Origin of the sequence: Clostridium sp. AM27-31LB (assembly GCF_003480745.1) — a bacterium.
Taxonomy (GTDB): domain Bacteria; phylum Bacillota; class Clostridia; order Lachnospirales; family Lachnospiraceae; genus Butyribacter; species Butyribacter intestini.
This window is the reverse complement of sequence record NZ_QUJS01000005.1, coordinates 52,273-66,336: the sequence shown is the minus strand read 5'-3', so window position 1 is coordinate 66,336 and position 14,064 is coordinate 52,273. Positions and strand designations below refer to the sequence as shown.

Below are 14,064 nucleotides of genomic sequence, written 5' to 3'. Positions count from 1 at the left end.
GATAGTATTGAAATTTAACCACAAAATAAAAGGACTTACAAAACTTATAGCCCAGAAGTACCGCCCCGGATTTGAAGAAGAAATGCAAAAGGAGATAGATTCTGAGCTACAGGCATTGTGTGTCATATGTATAGAGATAGAGCATATGACAGGAAAAGAGTCAAAGTATCTTGCACAGGAAAGAAATTAGTAGATATGAGTTTACGGACACTGCACAAGATAGGCATCCTTTCCGTCGGTTATGAGCATTTTGCTTTTAACGGCGGAGAGGTACATTTCTATATCTGAACGAAGTTCTTTTGGTATCGTAAACTTGATATATTTATGTGTGTCAAGGTTGCATAGACAGAATGTGTCAGGCTCCTCGAGGTCACCGAAAAGTACATAGTTTCCGTTTGCAGCAGCTATATCCTCTGATTTCATATCAGGAATTGTGAAACTGCTTTTATTTGTTATATTGTAAACTTTCAATGATTTATTTTTTTCATTGTATTTATAATTCCATAAAACATTTATCTCTCCGTAATCCTTGTAAGTGTGCAGAGTCTTTCCGGTTGTGAGGTCTATAAGGTTTGTGCAAATCTGCTCACTGTATGTCTTTGCATTATTTCCCGTGGAAATTACTAAGAGTGACAGTACATGGTAATCGTCAATAAATTTTATTTCGTTTGTGTGGTTATATCCGTCTATGCCGGGGATTTTTCTCTCTTTGCCTGTCGATGTATCTAAGGCGGTCCAGTATCCCTCAGTACGGTAATTAAACAATATCATTTTTCCGTTTGGAGACATTTTTGAGTTGCATATTTTGGTGTCGTCAGTAAATTTGTCTATTATTCCTGTTTTAAGGTTCAGCTTTGCGACACTGCTTTTTAGTATAGTATCACCTTTGACTTTTGAAAAATGGGCATAAATAGTATCGCCGTCTATGACAGAGTCTACGCTGTCTAAAGTTCCGGTCTGGTTAAATGCAAATATCTCTTTATTTATAACAGAATAATCAAAAGAAAAGCTGCTACCATAATAAGTACCTGAAAATGTTTTTATCGCAAGTTTTGACAGACCGTTATCCTGAATGGAATATACCTCGTCTACTATCTCGTCATCGCCATTTTTGTGATATTTGTATATGAAACTTTCTTTATCTCCGACAAGGTCGATATTTTTGCCAAGAGACAGATGGTTATTTTTGTCGGCTTTTATGTCTATGTTATTGTCAGGATTTGAAGCCGTACTCTGTCCGTTATCAGAAGAAATTTTGTCGGGTGCAGAAGTGTTAAGCTCGGCTTTTTGTATGTCTTGTTTTGAAAATGCCGTAAAAATCCAGTTGTGAAATTTGCCGGATGTTGCGGCAGCAGCACCAAATCCGACAGCAAGCACGAGTATAAGGATGGCGGCGGCATTTATAAGTGGGAGTCCTGTGAATGGCAGGCATCTTTTTATAAATGACGGTCTGTTGTTTGGTTTATCAGATTTTTCATTTCTGCGGAAATTTTTTCCCGGTGTTATTGCCGAACCATTTATTTCTTTTTGTTTATTATTAAAATTATTGGTCTGTTCATTTGTTGTTTCTTCGGTAAATTTTTCATCATATTTATTTGCCGTTTTTTCAATAAATTTTTTATCACAGTCATTTATCGTTTCTTCAATAAAACTGTCATCGCATTCATTTATCGCATTAAATAAATCTTTATCAGTCATAATAACCCTCCTTTATCAAATGAGATTTAAGTTCGCTGCGTATTCTTGAAAGCCGCATGGAAATTCCTGTTTCAGATATTCCATAATCTTTTGCGAGTTGTTTAACAGACTCCATAAACCAGTATCGTCTTATAAATAAGATGCGTTTTTCTTTTGGCAGCTTTTTCAAAAATACATTTATGGTTTCAATGAGCTGTTTTTGTTCTATCTGTTTTAAAGTATCATTATTTTTGTCCAGACAATCGTTGAGTTCGTCAAGTGACACCTCATATTCGCTTTTTCTCTTGCCTGCCGAATTGTATTCGTAGCGTTTAAGAGAAAGATTTTTGACAATACGGCATATGTAGGCTTTAAGGGGATTTGGTGACTTGGGCGGAATATTGTTCCAGAGAGCCAGCCATGTATCAGAAACACACTCCTCACTGTCCCGTTTGTCGTTTAGTATATTATTTGCAATCTTAAAGCAGAGATTTTTGTATTTATCACTTGTCTTGCTTATTGCCTGTTCGGAACGTTCGTTAAATAATGATATTATTTCCTTATCGGAAATATCATTGTTTTTGTTTTGCATTGTAAACCTCGTTTCTGTGCCGTAATCGGCACATAGTTATTATTGCAGCATAAAATAATGCCATGCTCAAAGGGATTTTGCTTAAAATTGATGCCGCATATCGCTGCATCGTTATCTGATTTTATCCCCTGCATAATCAAATGTGAAAAAACATTCTGTTGTATTATAACGGCAGTATGTTTTTTATAACACAAAAAACACTCCGTGAGAATGCACATTTCGCGGAAAAGAAGTAAATGCTACGCATTCCGCTCAAATGCCAAAGAGTCGCAAGCGACTATTTGTTAGAAAAGACGTCATTTCTTTATGACAGACATTGGATACTTAGAGAAATTCAGGTAAGTATTTTATCTGTCATTTATAATCTACGGTTTTATGGGAAAATCTCACAGGGTAAAGTTGAAAATATCTGTAAAAGTTTGTATAGATAATTGATAAATTGACTGTATGTTGTGTTAGTTGCACAATTTAATCAAGGATTATGATAGTTTTGTAATTATTTGAAAATTTGCATATTAAAATGAGATGTTAAATATATATGAAAATATAATGTAACAGTTCAGCCTCTCATTTATTACATTCGTAAACCTGCCAGCAAGCTGTCAGTCGCTGCTATGCAGCTTGTGTTTACTTCATTTCATAAATGAAAGGCTATTCAGCCCCAAAAAACAAGTCAATAATACATTGAGCAAGCTCATGTATTATTGACTTATCTTTTTTGGGCTGAACTGTTACAATATAATAGAAAATTAAAAGTAATATTTATTGATTTTTGCAGCGAATCTGAATATAATATAAGTAAAATAAAGTAACGGATTTGTGTTTTGCACACTTGGCACAAATCTTAAGTGGAAAATATATTATATTTGATACTATGCAAAAAATGTGTGCAGAAATGAGGGTTATTATGGCTATTGCAGCAGATATATTACAAAGTCTTGTTCCTATTTCGCAGTTTAATAAAGGTCAGGCGGCTAAGATATTTGACAGATTACATTCTGAAAATGAATTGATAGTTTTAAAAAATAATCAGCCATCGGCGATTATATTATCACCTGAGGAATATACAAGATTAACTGAAATAGAAGAAGATTATTATCTTTTATTGGAAGCTAACAGGCGTTTGGAGGCTGATGGGAATAATAAAACGGTTTCACTTGATACTGTAATGAATGAGCTTGGGATAAGTGAAGATGAACTTTTGGATGCGGAGGATGTAGATATAGAATGACATGGAATATTGAGTTTTTAGAAGAAGCGGAAAATGATATGAAGAAACTCGACCATTCGGCTCAAATACAAGTATTAAAAGGCATTTCAAAAGTAAGCAAAAATCCATTGCCTGCTGAGGAGGGCGGATATGGAAAGCCTTTAGGTAATAAAAGTGGTACAAATCTTACTAATTTAATGAAAATAAAATTTAGAAACTTAGGCATAAGAGTTGTTTATAAGATTGAGCGTGTGGATGGAGTAATGAAGATTATTGTTGTTTCTGCAAGAACTGATGAACAGGTTTATAGAGAAGCAGCAAAAAGAAGAAATAAGCATGGTTTATAAAAAAGAGCAAAAACACTTGCAACTTTTGTTGTATTCCCTCATAATAGTGACTATCATTTGTCAAAAAATCGGAGGATAAAGATGTCAGAAACAAATACTAAAATTGGAAATTACACGATAACAGATGTCGATATCGACACATTTATTTCAGGTATGCCGCAGGAACAGCAGATGTATAGAAGTATGCCTGAGTTCCGTAAGCAGTGCGAGGAAAGATTAGAAGAAATCTGCCTTTTTGCAATGTACGGGGAGGAAGAAAAGAAAGACGAGACAGAGATGTTTAAAACATCAATGGTTATGGCAAAGAGAGATATATTAAGCCAGATAGCTATGGCAGACCTTTTAAAAGACATTTCTGTAACAGATGCAGAAGCAAAAGAGTATTTCTTAGGTCACTCAAAAGAATTTGCATCAAAAGCATCTGCAACGGCAAAACATGTACTCGTAGACAATGAGGACAAGGCAAATCAGATAAAAGAAGAAATCGAATCAGGAGCAAAAAGTTTTGAAGATGCGGCAAAAGAGTATTCTACCTGCCCATCAGCACAGAAAGGCGGAAGTCTTGGAACATTTGGCAGAGGCCAGATGGTAAAAGAATTTGAAAATGCCGTATTTGACGGGGAACTAAACAAAGTAATAGGTCCTGTAAAAACACAGTTCGGATACCATCTTATCTGGGTCGATGACAAAAACGAGGGCGAAGTACCTGAGTACGACAGTATAGCAGAGCAGGTAAAAGGTTATCTTGTAAACAAAAAACAGCAGGAAACATACCAGAGTAAACTTAAAGAACTCAGAGAGAAATACTGCAAATAGAAAAAATAAAAAATAATCCTTACAACACACAATAAAATGCAAATTTCATAGGGCTTTGAAGAAAAATTGTCTTTGATAAAGCCATAAAATGAAATTTGCATTTTTTAATGTTACAGTTCAGTTATAAAAAGGTAATTGGCAATATTGAAGTTTATTCATTGTATTGTTAAATCTCTTTTTATGGCAGGAATGTTGCATACAGATATAAATTTTATACTTATTTCTGCATCAAATTTTATATCCGTGCCGTTATAAATATTAGAAATAAAAAGTACATAGTACACTGGGGAGGTGAAAAAAATGTCAAACGGCACCAAAGCAAAAAAATGGGAAGAAGAACAGAGACAAAAACTTGAAAAAGTGTATGAGTTATACGGCAGCAGAATGTATTACAGGGCAATGCAGATTTTAAACCAGCGTGAGGATGCTGAGGACGCTGTGCAAAACAGCATAATAGCAATATCAAGACATACAGATTGCATAGACTTTGACGATGAAGCAAAAACAGCAGCTTTTGTATATACGGTCATAAGCCATTGTGCCATTGACATATACAGAAAAAACAAGAGAAGCAGACAGTCGAATATAAATATTGAGGACATAACAGAGCAGGCAGGGAATGTTGACATAGAAAATGAGATACTTGTCTCGATGGAGTTAAAAAGAGTTGTGGAAGAGATAAATAAACTTGACTTTACTTACCGTGAAGTTTTGTCGCTGTTTTATTTAAATGAGATGAGTACGAGAGAAATCTCGGATTTACTGGAAATTCCATATAATACGGTGCGGTCGAAGATAAACCGTGGAAGAAAGAAGCTGTTAAAAAGTCTTTGGTGATTGTGAAACTAACTATTTGTTATATTTATACAATTTAATTAAAGTTTATGATAGTTTCGCAATTTTCTGAATAGGAAGAAAGGAGTGAGCGTTATGAGTAGTAGCATAAGAAGTGTTATTGAAAAAAATAGATTTAAAGGCAGTGATGAGATTATAAGAAAAGCTTTTAAGATTTATAGTGAGAAGGATTTGGAAAATTCCATGAGAGATTTTGATTTTGAATATAATGATGATAAGATTTTTGAAGATAAGATATATTCTGTCATTAGCAGGCTGCCGATAAAAAATCCACGCTCAAAGGCACATATTATATGTATTGCGGTCGTATGTTTTGTATTGATAGCAGGGCTTGCAATAGGTTATATATACATGGGAAGCCAAAAGCAGACAGGTGAGACAAGTGTGCTTGAGAGTGTGTGCAGTACCGCAAGGGAGCGTTATGCTCTGCGTCAGGATTATATAATGATGGGTGATGACGATGCAGACCTCGGCATTAATACAAAAGAAGAACAGCAGTGGCATTATTATAATCAGCAGAATACTGCGGTCTGTGTTGATACAAAGAGTTATTCGGAAAATGGTTATCTTTACAGTCTTTATCAACTGAATGAGGATGAAGAAAAAAAGATTACACAAAAGGGAATTGAACTGAAAAAAGCGGATAAGACTAAGAAGCTGACGCCGTTTTTGGGAAATGCTCCAAAGGGCAGCAAGTATTCAGTTGGAAGTATATATTTTATAGGTGGGCGTAACAGTAGAAAGTTTATTTTATATAAAGACAGGTCAGATGCGATGTATATCGGAAAATGTGTTGGAATTGAAAGTCTGAAAGAACATAGTATAAAAGACAGAAAAAAATCAGGTGCAAAGAGTGGGATTTCTCCGGAGGAATATTTTAAGGAGATTATGGACATAAAAGACGGAAGTGCAATTCGTGAGATAATGCTTGAAAGATTTAAGGCAAAATCTAAAGAAAATCCTGATAAGAGACTTGCCGTTTGGGCGGATGAAAAATCAGGAAATGAGTTTTATAAACTTCTTACAAAAGGAAATTATTTTGAACTCAGAGATATGTATAAGCAGAAGTTTGTAATGACGGCAAAAGAGAATCCTGATAAGTGCTATTATCTGGCGGTTGAAAATAATGCGGGTGAGCTTTGCGTATTTGGAATAATACTTGACGAAAATAACATTGATGTTTATATTGAGCCTGAACATAAAGCCGGAGTATATTTGAAACTTTCGGATGAAAATGCGGCGGCACTTAAAAAGATTATAAAAAAGAACTATAATAGTTTCACAATCTGAAATTTTTATGAGAAAATATTTGAAAGATAGGGAGATAATGAAAGATGAATAGTGAGTACACACATATAAAACATGAATTCGAGCCTGTTTTTGATAAAAATTCAAAAATACTGGTTTTGGGGACACTTCCATCGGTAAAGTCAAGGGAGAACAATTTTTATTACGGGCATCCGCAGAACAGGTTTTGGAAACTTATTGCGGCGTTATGTGATGAGGACATTGTCCCGCAGACTATTGAGGAGAAAAAACAGATGTTGCTCAGAAATCATATAGCCGTGTGGGATGTTATCTCTGAGTGTGATATTATAGGTTCGAGTGACAGTTCGATAAAAAATGTTGTGCCCGTTGACCTGTCGGTTATTTTAGACAATGCTGACATTGACAGGATATATGCAAATGGCGGCAAGGCATACGAACTTTATATGAAATACCAGTATGGTAAAACCGGAAGAGAGATAATAAAACTTCCATCTACAAGTCCTGCAAATGCGGCTTACAGTTTAGAAAGGCTTTTAGAGTGTTGGCAAATGTGGATTTAAATGTATAATTTTTACATCAAAAGATAAAATTACTATTGTAAATAGTTCTGGTCTATAATATAATTATATAATGGCTGTACTTATAATATATTTTGTGTATATGATGCTGGGAGGTCATATATATATAATATGTTATTGTTGCAACAGTCATGTAACATTTTTAGTTTAATTATACAAAAGGAAAAGGAGACTTTTTATGAGCAAAGAAAAAAATGACTTTAAGCCGTTTATCCCCGCGGACAAGGTCATGCCAGAATTTACACCGACAGCACTTATTCTCGGTATTATTCTTGCTGTAGTATTTGGAGCTGCAAATGCTTATCTCGGACTTAGAGTAGGTATGACAGTTTCGGCATCTATACCGGCAGCAGTTATTTCAATGGGTGTCATTCGTTTTATTTTAAAGAAAGATTCAATTCTTGAAAATAACATGGTTCAGACTATCGGTTCAGCGGGTGAATCGTTAGCCGCAGGTGCAATTTTTACACTTCCTGCACTTTATATGTGGGCAAGAGAAGATTCATCTATCCAGATGCCTTCGTTCTTCACTATCGCAGCTCTCGCTGTCGCAGGTGGTGTTATCGGAACTTTATTTATGATTCCGCTCCGTACGGCACTTATCGTTGAGGAGCATGGAAATCTTCCATTCCCTGAGGGAACAGCCTGTGCAGAGGTTCTTCTTGCAGGTGAAGAAGGCGGAAGCAAATCAAAACTTGTATTCTCAGGTCTTGGTATCTCAGCACTTTATAAGTTTGTAACAGATGGACTTATCTTATTCCCGTCAGAGATAAGCTGGGATATTTCAGTTTATAAGGGATCAGCATTCGGACTTGATGTACTGCCTGCTCTCATTGGTGTAGGTTACATCTGTGGTTCAAGAGTTGCTTCATATATGTTTGGCGGAGCTATTGTAGGATGGTTCGTAATCATGCCTCTTATGCATACTATTGGTGCATTGGGTGGAGACAGTGCTATATTATTCCCTGCTACAAAAGCTATAGCAGATATGGCACCGGCAGAGCTTTGGAGTAATTATGTAAGATACATCGGTGCAGGTGCAGTTGCCTGTGGTGGTATCTTAAGCCTTATCAAGTCATTGCCTCTTATTATCAGAACATTCAAGAAAGCTCTTGGTGGTCTGGGACATAAGGGTGGAGATCTTCGTACAGAAAAAGATCTTTCAATCAAATGGGCAATGGTTGTTGTCGTTTTAGTTGCACTTGCACTTGTATTGATTCCATCAGTACCTATCAGCATTATCGCTGCAATCATCATTATCATTTTTGGTTTCTTCTTCGCAACAGTATCATCAAGAATGGTAGGACTTGTAGGTTCATCTAACAACCCTGTATCAGGAATGGCTATTGCAACACTTCTTATTGCAACAATGATTCTTAAGGCAACAGGAAAAACAGGTATCCAGGGTATGACAATGGCTATCTGTATAGGTACGGTTATCTGTATAATCGCTGCTATGGCAGGTGATACTTCACAGGATCTTAAGACAGGCTATATCGTAGGTGCTACACCTTATCGTCAGCAGATAGGTGAGCTTATCGGTGCTGTATGTGCAGGTCTTGCAATCGCAGGAGTTCTTATGCTTCTCGATTCTGCATGGACATTTGGTACAGACAAGCTTCCGGCTCCTCAGGCAACACTTATGAAGATGGTAACAGAGGGTGTTATGGAGGGAAATCTTCCGTGGAATCTCGTATTTATCGGTGTATTCCTTGCACTCATGATAGAAGTTATCGGTATTCCGGTACTTCCATTTGCGATTGGTTTATATCTCCCTATTTACCTTTCAACACCTATCATGGTCGGAGGACTTATCAAACTTATCGTTACAAAGCGTAAGAATAAGACAGAGGAGGAAATAAAGGAGGACGACAGCAAGGGAATCCTTTACTCATCAGGTCTTATTGCCGGTGAGGGTCTTGTAGGTATTATTCTTGCGATACTTACGGTAATCGGAGTAGCAGACAAGATAAATCTTGGAAATTATGGAATAAGTCTTGGACAGGGCGGAAGCGTAGTATTCTTTATACTTCTTTGTGCATCACTTTTATATGCTGCCACAAAGAAAATGAAGAAGGCTTAGAAAGAAAGGCGGAAGTTAATGCGGAAGCGAAAGCCAAAAGCTAAAGTTGTTTCAGGAAATTATATGGATAAGATACCACATATATCAGAGGGACATGAGTGGAGAGAACTCGATGACGGCAATGTAGAGGTCGATATGCCGCACAAGGGATTTTATGCAAAGATAGCACAGAAATTTTTTCATAAACCGGCGGTCAGTCATATTAAACTTGACGAGTATGGTTCAGTTGTATGGAAAAGCATAGACGGTGAGAGAACCATATATGATATAGTAGGGAAAATGAACGAAGCATTTCCAGAGGAGGAGAATGATATGCTCAAAAGAGTCATAACATTTATCTCAACACTTGAAATGAACAAATTTGTGGTATTAAAATGATGTAGTAGTCGTTTGAAACTTACATCATTATATAAAAAATTGTAGAAAATCGTTTCAAAATCAATGTAAAAATTGCTGACAGCACTGTAAGTGTGAGAAGTAATAAGGTTGTTTTTGGAACGGTTTTTCTTTTATCCACGATACTTTACACGCTGGAATATCAATGTTAGAATGTAATTGATTAAATAAGGGGCTTTGTTTATAAATATGAGAAAGGGAGAAAAGATAGGAGTGCTGTTAGATGACAGGTAGATAGCCGCTTTTACCTTTATTTTTAAAGCGAAATGTGTATAATATCATATTAGAAGTAACTAATCAGAAATAACAAACGGAGGTATTTATAATGCAGAGAATAAAAAGTTTTCAGATTAACCATAATGTATTAGAGCCGGGATTTTATATCTCAAGGGAGGATGGAGATGTTGTGACATATGATCTCCGTACGAGAAAGCCAAATGCAGGCGATTATATGAGCAATGCCGTTATGCATTCAGTTGAGCATATGTTTGCGACATTTGCACGCAATTCCGAGGTGTCAGACAAGATAGTATATTTTGGACCTATGGGATGCCAGACAGGTTTTTATCTTCTTGTCCGTGATATGGATGCAAAGGATGTCTTTGAACTTACAAAGAAAATTCTTAAACAGACGATAGAGCATGACGGTGATGTATTCGGAAAATCTGCGATTGAGTGCGGACATTATGAAAATCTTGATATAGAGCTTGCAAAGGAAGAGTGCAGGACTTATCTTGAGGTGCTTGAAAACCAGACAAATATGGAGTTTACTTATCCGACAGAGTAAAAATAACAGAGAAAAGAGGGACATTATGATAATCGGTGTTATAGGAGCGATGCAGATTGAGATTGACAATCTGAAAAAGACATTGGAAAATCCGTCGTATGAGTCGATAAGCGGCGTAGAATTTGTAAAAGGAACTATAGGTGGGACGGAAGTGGTTGCCGCTGTCAGCGGAGTAGGAAAGGTATTTGCAGCTATTTGTACGGAGGCTATGATACTTACATACCATGTCGATATGGTTATAAATATCGGTGTTGCCGGAACATTGTGCAAGGAGCTTGGGGTTATGGGAATAGCTGTTGCGGATATGGTTGTACAGCACGATATGAACACATCTGCACTCGGTGATCCGATAGGTCTTTTATCTGGAATAAATGAGATTTATCTTCCATGTGATAAAAAGATGATGGCTACATTAAAAGAGTGTCTTGACGAAAAAGAGAGAAAGTATAGGGTCGGAACTATCGCCACGGGTGATATGTTTATGCACGATAAGCATCAGAAAGACAAACTTCATGAGCGTTTCAATGCGATAGCGGCAGAGATGGAGGGCGGAAGTATCGGTCATGTGTGCTATGTAAATAAAGTTCCGTTTGCAATTCTTCGCACAATTTCAGATGGTGAGGGCGGTGCAATGGATTATGCCACATTTGCTGAAAAAGCAGCCCAGATAGGTATTGAGATAGTTGTTGATTTTATTAAAAAAATCGCATAATTAAAAAGTGAACCGGTTGTGAGTAGTTTATTAATATATCTAAATGATATTAAAAGCAGCTTCATAACCGGTTTAATAAATTTAAGCTGCGGTGTAAAAGGGAGAGCAATATGATTAAGATAGATTTGATTACGGGGTTTCTTGGCTCAGGTAAGACAACTTTTATCAGAAAATATGTGAAATATCTCACGGATAAAGGGTTAAAGATAGGAATTCTTGAAAATGATTACGGTGCTGTCAATGTAGATGCGATGCTTTTGCAGGATATTCTAGGTGAAAGCTGTGACCTTGAGATGGTGGCGGGCGGCTGTGATGCGGACTGCCACAGAAGGCGATTTAAGACTAAACTTATTGCCATGGGGATGCAGGGATTTGACAGGGTTTTGGTCGAGCCGTCAGGTGTGTTTGACATGGACGAATTTTTTGATACTCTGCACGAAGATCCACTGGAAAGATGGTATCAGATAGGAAATGTCATAACGGTAGTTGATGCACACCTCGAACTTGACCTGTCGGAGCGTTCAAGATATATCCTGGCGTCAGAGGCGGCTAATGCGGGAAAGATACTTTTTAGCAAGACAGACGGTGTAGATGGTGGACAGATACAGGAGGTCACTGCATATATAAATAAAAGTCTTGAGGAATTTCACTGTACCAGAAAGATTGACAGTGTAGTCATGGCAAAGCCGTGGGATGAGTTTAATGAAGATGATTATAAAAAGATTGAAAATTGTGAGTATGTCGGTGCGGGCATAGAAAAAAGATATAATGCAGACGATGTGGAATTTTCATCACTTTACTATATGAATAAACATATGACTGTTAATCAGCTTAAAGATTGTGTAAATAAAACTTTTTCTGACGAAAAATGTGGAAATGTATTCAGAATTAAAGGTTTTATGTCTGATGAAGATGGCTGGATAGAACTTAATGCCACTAAAAAAGAAACGGTTATAAAGCCGATAAAAGAAGGACAGGAAATATTTATCGTAATCGGTGAAGATTTAGTACAGGATGAAATTGATAAGTATTGGAAGTAGTTTTGCTAACATTTAAAAAGATGAGAGTTTGTAGTGAAAACTCTCATCTTTTTAGATTAGTGTTATTCTATCTTTAGTCCTGATACAACTGCTGGATTTTTGTGATTTTATTTCCGGTTAGCGTTACTTTTGCAGCCATGCCCCAGTAATATTTTATTTTGTGATCTTTTGCAAGTTCAGGTCCTGCACTTTTTATTGCTTTTACAAAGCGTTTTTTATTGACTTTGTAATTTTTCATCTTGTCAGCATTTAAAAGAGAGTATGAAACTTTTGATGCAAGTTTCATAGTATGCTTTTTGGGTCTGCCTACAATGTTTTCATCTTCAATTCCAAGTTCATATGTCCAGACGGCATCTGCATATGTAAGCGTATTGCCTTTTAGAGAAAGACATATGATTTTTTTGGTTTTGGCTTTTGCCTGTGAAGTGTTTGCAATGGGATTGAGTGTTGAAATCAAAATTGCCACAATTATTAGTTTCGTTAAATTTTTTTTCATATAAAACCTCATTTTTCTATTGTTTTTTATATTAGCTCTATCGTGGAAGTTCACTATCCGTGTGATGACCTCTTGTTGAAAAACTTAATTCGGGATTTTTTACACTTACTCTTGTGCCGGCAGGTACTGATTCTGTTATGAAAGCGTTACCGCCAATTACAGAGCCTTTTCCGATAACAGTCTCACCGCCGAGTATAGATGCACTTGAATAGATTGTAACATCATCCTCGATGGTAGGATGTCTTTTGACATTTCTAAGTAACTGACCGCTTCTGGTTGAGAGTGCACCAAGAGTAACACCCTGATAAATTTTTACATTATTTCCAATCTCCGTTGTCTCGCCGATAACAACACCTGTACCGTGGTCTATAAAGAAATATTCACCGATAGTTGCACCTGGATTTATGTCAATACCAGTGTGGTCGTGGGCATATTCTGACATTATTCGTGGGATAAAAGGAACTTTCATTTTATAAAGTTCATGAGCAAATCTGTAAACAAATATTGCAAAAAGACCCGGATAGCAGAATATTATTTCTTCTTTTGTCTTTGCGGCAGGGTCGCCGTCAAAAGCTGCATTTACATCTTTTAACAAAAGATTTTGTATGTGACTGAAAGATGAAAAAAACTTTGCACATATATCTGTTGTTCGTTCTTCAATCTCGTTTTCATTGGCATTATCTTTTGCCTGCTGTATAAAAGCAGCTTTTATCTGGCAGTGAAGATTGTTGTATATTTTTGTGATATTGTGACCGACAAAAAACTCCGGCACGGTTTTATTTAGATTTTCATCATCGAAATATCCGGGAAACATAAGCTGTCTGAGTCCCATGATGATATGTTTTATAGTATCACGGTTTGGCATACAATGTCCTGATTTTAAATAAAACAATTCTTCGTTGTTATAATTATCAGTAATTTCATTTACGATACTTTCAAGCGTCTTTTTTTCTAACATAATACACAGCCTTTCTTTAAATCAGTTAGATTTTTATTTTTTAATTTAAATATTTATATTCATAATAAAACAATAAATGTATCCATAATATAATAAATGTATTTAAGAATATTTTCAAGTGTGCCTTTGATGAATGTAAGAAATGCAAGGCTGAACTGTTACTTTTTCCATGACAGTTTTGGTACTGTCATTCATTGTGTAGCACATTTTATTTTTATTTTAAATATGTGTTGCGTTAGAATTTTTAT

At 36.2% G+C, this 14,064-nt stretch carries 16 protein-coding genes; 12 read left to right on the top strand and 4 right to left on the bottom strand.

Annotated features, from left to right (window positions below):
* Positions 1-7: 7 nt before the first annotated feature.
* Complete coding sequence (locus tag DW721_RS08770) at positions 8-190, top strand: hypothetical protein (RefSeq protein ID WP_118745512.1); 183 nt, start codon at positions 8-10, stop codon at positions 188-190.
* An 11-nt stretch (positions 191-201) separates the two neighbouring features.
* On the opposite strand, the gene DW721_RS08765 is transcribed toward DW721_RS08770, so the two are convergent.
* Positions 202-1,698, bottom strand: a complete 1,497-nt coding sequence (locus DW721_RS08765; RefSeq protein ID WP_118745511.1) for a hypothetical protein — start codon at positions 1,696-1,698, stop codon at positions 202-204.
* On the bottom strand, positions 1,691-2,269 hold the full coding sequence (locus DW721_RS08760; RefSeq protein ID WP_243020492.1) for a sigma-70 family RNA polymerase sigma factor: 579 nt from the start codon (positions 2,267-2,269) through the stop codon (positions 1,691-1,693). The genes DW721_RS08765 and DW721_RS08760 overlap by 8 nt, the downstream gene beginning before the upstream one ends.
* A gap of 907 nt (positions 2,270-3,176) precedes the next feature.
* On the opposite strand from DW721_RS08760, the gene DW721_RS08755 reads away from it, so the two are divergent.
* From DW721_RS08755 to DW721_RS08705, 11 genes are all read left to right on the top strand, one after another.
* Positions 3,177-3,500: a type II toxin-antitoxin system Phd/YefM family antitoxin gene (locus tag DW721_RS08755; protein ID WP_055944726.1), complete on the top strand. Its 324-nt coding sequence runs from the start codon at positions 3,177-3,179 to the stop codon at positions 3,498-3,500.
* The gene (locus DW721_RS08750; protein WP_118745510.1) at positions 3,497-3,826 is read left to right on the top strand and encodes a type II toxin-antitoxin system RelE/ParE family toxin; all 330 of its coding nucleotides are present in this window, start codon (positions 3,497-3,499) and stop codon (positions 3,824-3,826) included. Before DW721_RS08755 ends, DW721_RS08750 begins: the two co-directional genes overlap by 4 nt.
* An 81-nt stretch (positions 3,827-3,907) precedes the next feature.
* Complete coding sequence (locus DW721_RS08745; protein WP_022014916.1) at positions 3,908-4,642, top strand: peptidylprolyl isomerase; 735 nt, start codon at positions 3,908-3,910, stop codon at positions 4,640-4,642.
* Positions 4,643-4,942: 300 nt separating this feature from the next.
* Positions 4,943-5,479 carry a sigma-70 family RNA polymerase sigma factor gene (locus DW721_RS08740; RefSeq protein WP_118745509.1) on the top strand — a complete coding sequence of 179 codons (537 nt, stop codon included), beginning with the start codon at positions 4,943-4,945 and terminating at the stop codon, positions 5,477-5,479.
* A 93-nt stretch (positions 5,480-5,572) separates the two neighbouring features.
* On the top strand, positions 5,573-6,787 hold the full coding sequence (locus DW721_RS08735; RefSeq protein WP_118745508.1) for a hypothetical protein: 1,215 nt from the start codon (positions 5,573-5,575) through the stop codon (positions 6,785-6,787).
* Between the two features lie 44 nt (positions 6,788-6,831).
* On the top strand, positions 6,832-7,326 hold the full coding sequence (locus DW721_RS08730) for a DNA-deoxyinosine glycosylase (protein ID WP_055944717.1): 495 nt from the start codon (positions 6,832-6,834) through the stop codon (positions 7,324-7,326).
* 196 nt (positions 7,327-7,522) lie between these two features.
* On the top strand, positions 7,523-9,427 hold the full coding sequence (locus tag DW721_RS08725; RefSeq protein ID WP_118745507.1) for an oligopeptide transporter, OPT family: 1,905 nt from the start codon (positions 7,523-7,525) through the stop codon (positions 9,425-9,427).
* An 18-nt stretch (positions 9,428-9,445) separates the two neighbouring features.
* The gene (locus DW721_RS08720; protein WP_022014911.1) at positions 9,446-9,805 is read left to right on the top strand and encodes a PqqD family protein; all 360 of its coding nucleotides are present in this window, start codon (positions 9,446-9,448) and stop codon (positions 9,803-9,805) included.
* A gap of 343 nt (positions 9,806-10,148) precedes the next feature.
* The gene (locus tag DW721_RS08715) at positions 10,149-10,610 is read left to right on the top strand and encodes an S-ribosylhomocysteine lyase (RefSeq protein ID WP_022014910.1); all 462 of its coding nucleotides are present in this window, start codon (positions 10,149-10,151) and stop codon (positions 10,608-10,610) included.
* A 25-nt stretch (positions 10,611-10,635) separates the two neighbouring features.
* On the top strand, positions 10,636-11,322 hold the full coding sequence (locus DW721_RS08710) for a 5'-methylthioadenosine/adenosylhomocysteine nucleosidase (RefSeq protein ID WP_022014909.1): 687 nt from the start codon (positions 10,636-10,638) through the stop codon (positions 11,320-11,322).
* Positions 11,323-11,432: 110 nt separating this feature from the next.
* Positions 11,433-12,362 (top strand): GTP-binding protein, encoded by a 930-nt coding sequence (locus DW721_RS08705; RefSeq protein WP_118745506.1) that lies wholly within the window; start codon positions 11,433-11,435, stop codon positions 12,360-12,362.
* A 73-nt stretch (positions 12,363-12,435) separates the two neighbouring features.
* On the opposite strand, the gene DW721_RS08700 is transcribed toward DW721_RS08705, so the two are convergent.
* Complete coding sequence (locus DW721_RS08700) at positions 12,436-12,858, bottom strand: hypothetical protein (RefSeq protein ID WP_118745505.1); 423 nt, start codon at positions 12,856-12,858, stop codon at positions 12,436-12,438.
* Between the two features lie 37 nt (positions 12,859-12,895).
* On the bottom strand, positions 12,896-13,816 hold the full coding sequence (epsC, locus tag DW721_RS08695) for a serine O-acetyltransferase EpsC (RefSeq protein ID WP_118745504.1): 921 nt from the start codon (positions 13,814-13,816) through the stop codon (positions 12,896-12,898).
* Between the last annotated feature and the right edge of the window lie 248 nt (positions 13,817-14,064).

Excerpts from the sequence above, each read along its gene's own strand:
- DW721_RS08755 (WP_055944726.1), top strand. The coding sequence starts at position 3,177 with ATGGCTATTGCAGCAGATATATTACAAAGTCTTGTTCCTATTTCGCAG.
- DW721_RS08765 (WP_118745511.1), bottom strand. The coding sequence starts at position 1,698 with ATGACTGATAAAGATTTATTTAATGCGATAAATGAATGCGATGACAGT.
- DW721_RS08705 (WP_118745506.1), top strand. The coding sequence starts at position 11,433 with ATGATTAAGATAGATTTGATTACGGGGTTTCTTGGCTCAGGTAAGACA.
- DW721_RS08700 (WP_118745505.1), bottom strand. The coding sequence starts at position 12,858 with ATGAAAAAAAATTTAACGAAACTAATAATTGTGGCAATTTTGATTTCA.
- DW721_RS08730 (WP_055944717.1), top strand. The coding sequence starts at position 6,832 with ATGAATAGTGAGTACACACATATAAAACATGAATTCGAGCCTGTTTTT.
- epsC (WP_118745504.1), bottom strand. The coding sequence starts at position 13,816 with ATGTTAGAAAAAAAGACGCTTGAAAGTATCGTAAATGAAATTACTGAT.
- DW721_RS08735 (WP_118745508.1), top strand. The coding sequence starts at position 5,573 with ATGAGTAGTAGCATAAGAAGTGTTATTGAAAAAAATAGATTTAAAGGC.
- DW721_RS08720 (WP_022014911.1), top strand. The coding sequence starts at position 9,446 with ATGCGGAAGCGAAAGCCAAAAGCTAAAGTTGTTTCAGGAAATTATATG.
- DW721_RS08740 (WP_118745509.1), top strand. The coding sequence starts at position 4,943 with ATGTCAAACGGCACCAAAGCAAAAAAATGGGAAGAAGAACAGAGACAA.
- DW721_RS08760 (WP_243020492.1), bottom strand. The coding sequence starts at position 2,269 with ATGCAAAACAAAAACAATGATATTTCCGATAAGGAAATAATATCATTA.
- DW721_RS08725 (WP_118745507.1), top strand. The coding sequence starts at position 7,523 with ATGAGCAAAGAAAAAAATGACTTTAAGCCGTTTATCCCCGCGGACAAG.
- DW721_RS08745 (WP_022014916.1), top strand. The coding sequence starts at position 3,908 with ATGTCAGAAACAAATACTAAAATTGGAAATTACACGATAACAGATGTC.
- DW721_RS08750 (WP_118745510.1), top strand. The coding sequence starts at position 3,497 with ATGACATGGAATATTGAGTTTTTAGAAGAAGCGGAAAATGATATGAAG.
- DW721_RS08710 (WP_022014909.1), top strand. The coding sequence starts at position 10,636 with ATGATAATCGGTGTTATAGGAGCGATGCAGATTGAGATTGACAATCTG.
- DW721_RS08715 (WP_022014910.1), top strand. The coding sequence starts at position 10,149 with ATGCAGAGAATAAAAAGTTTTCAGATTAACCATAATGTATTAGAGCCG.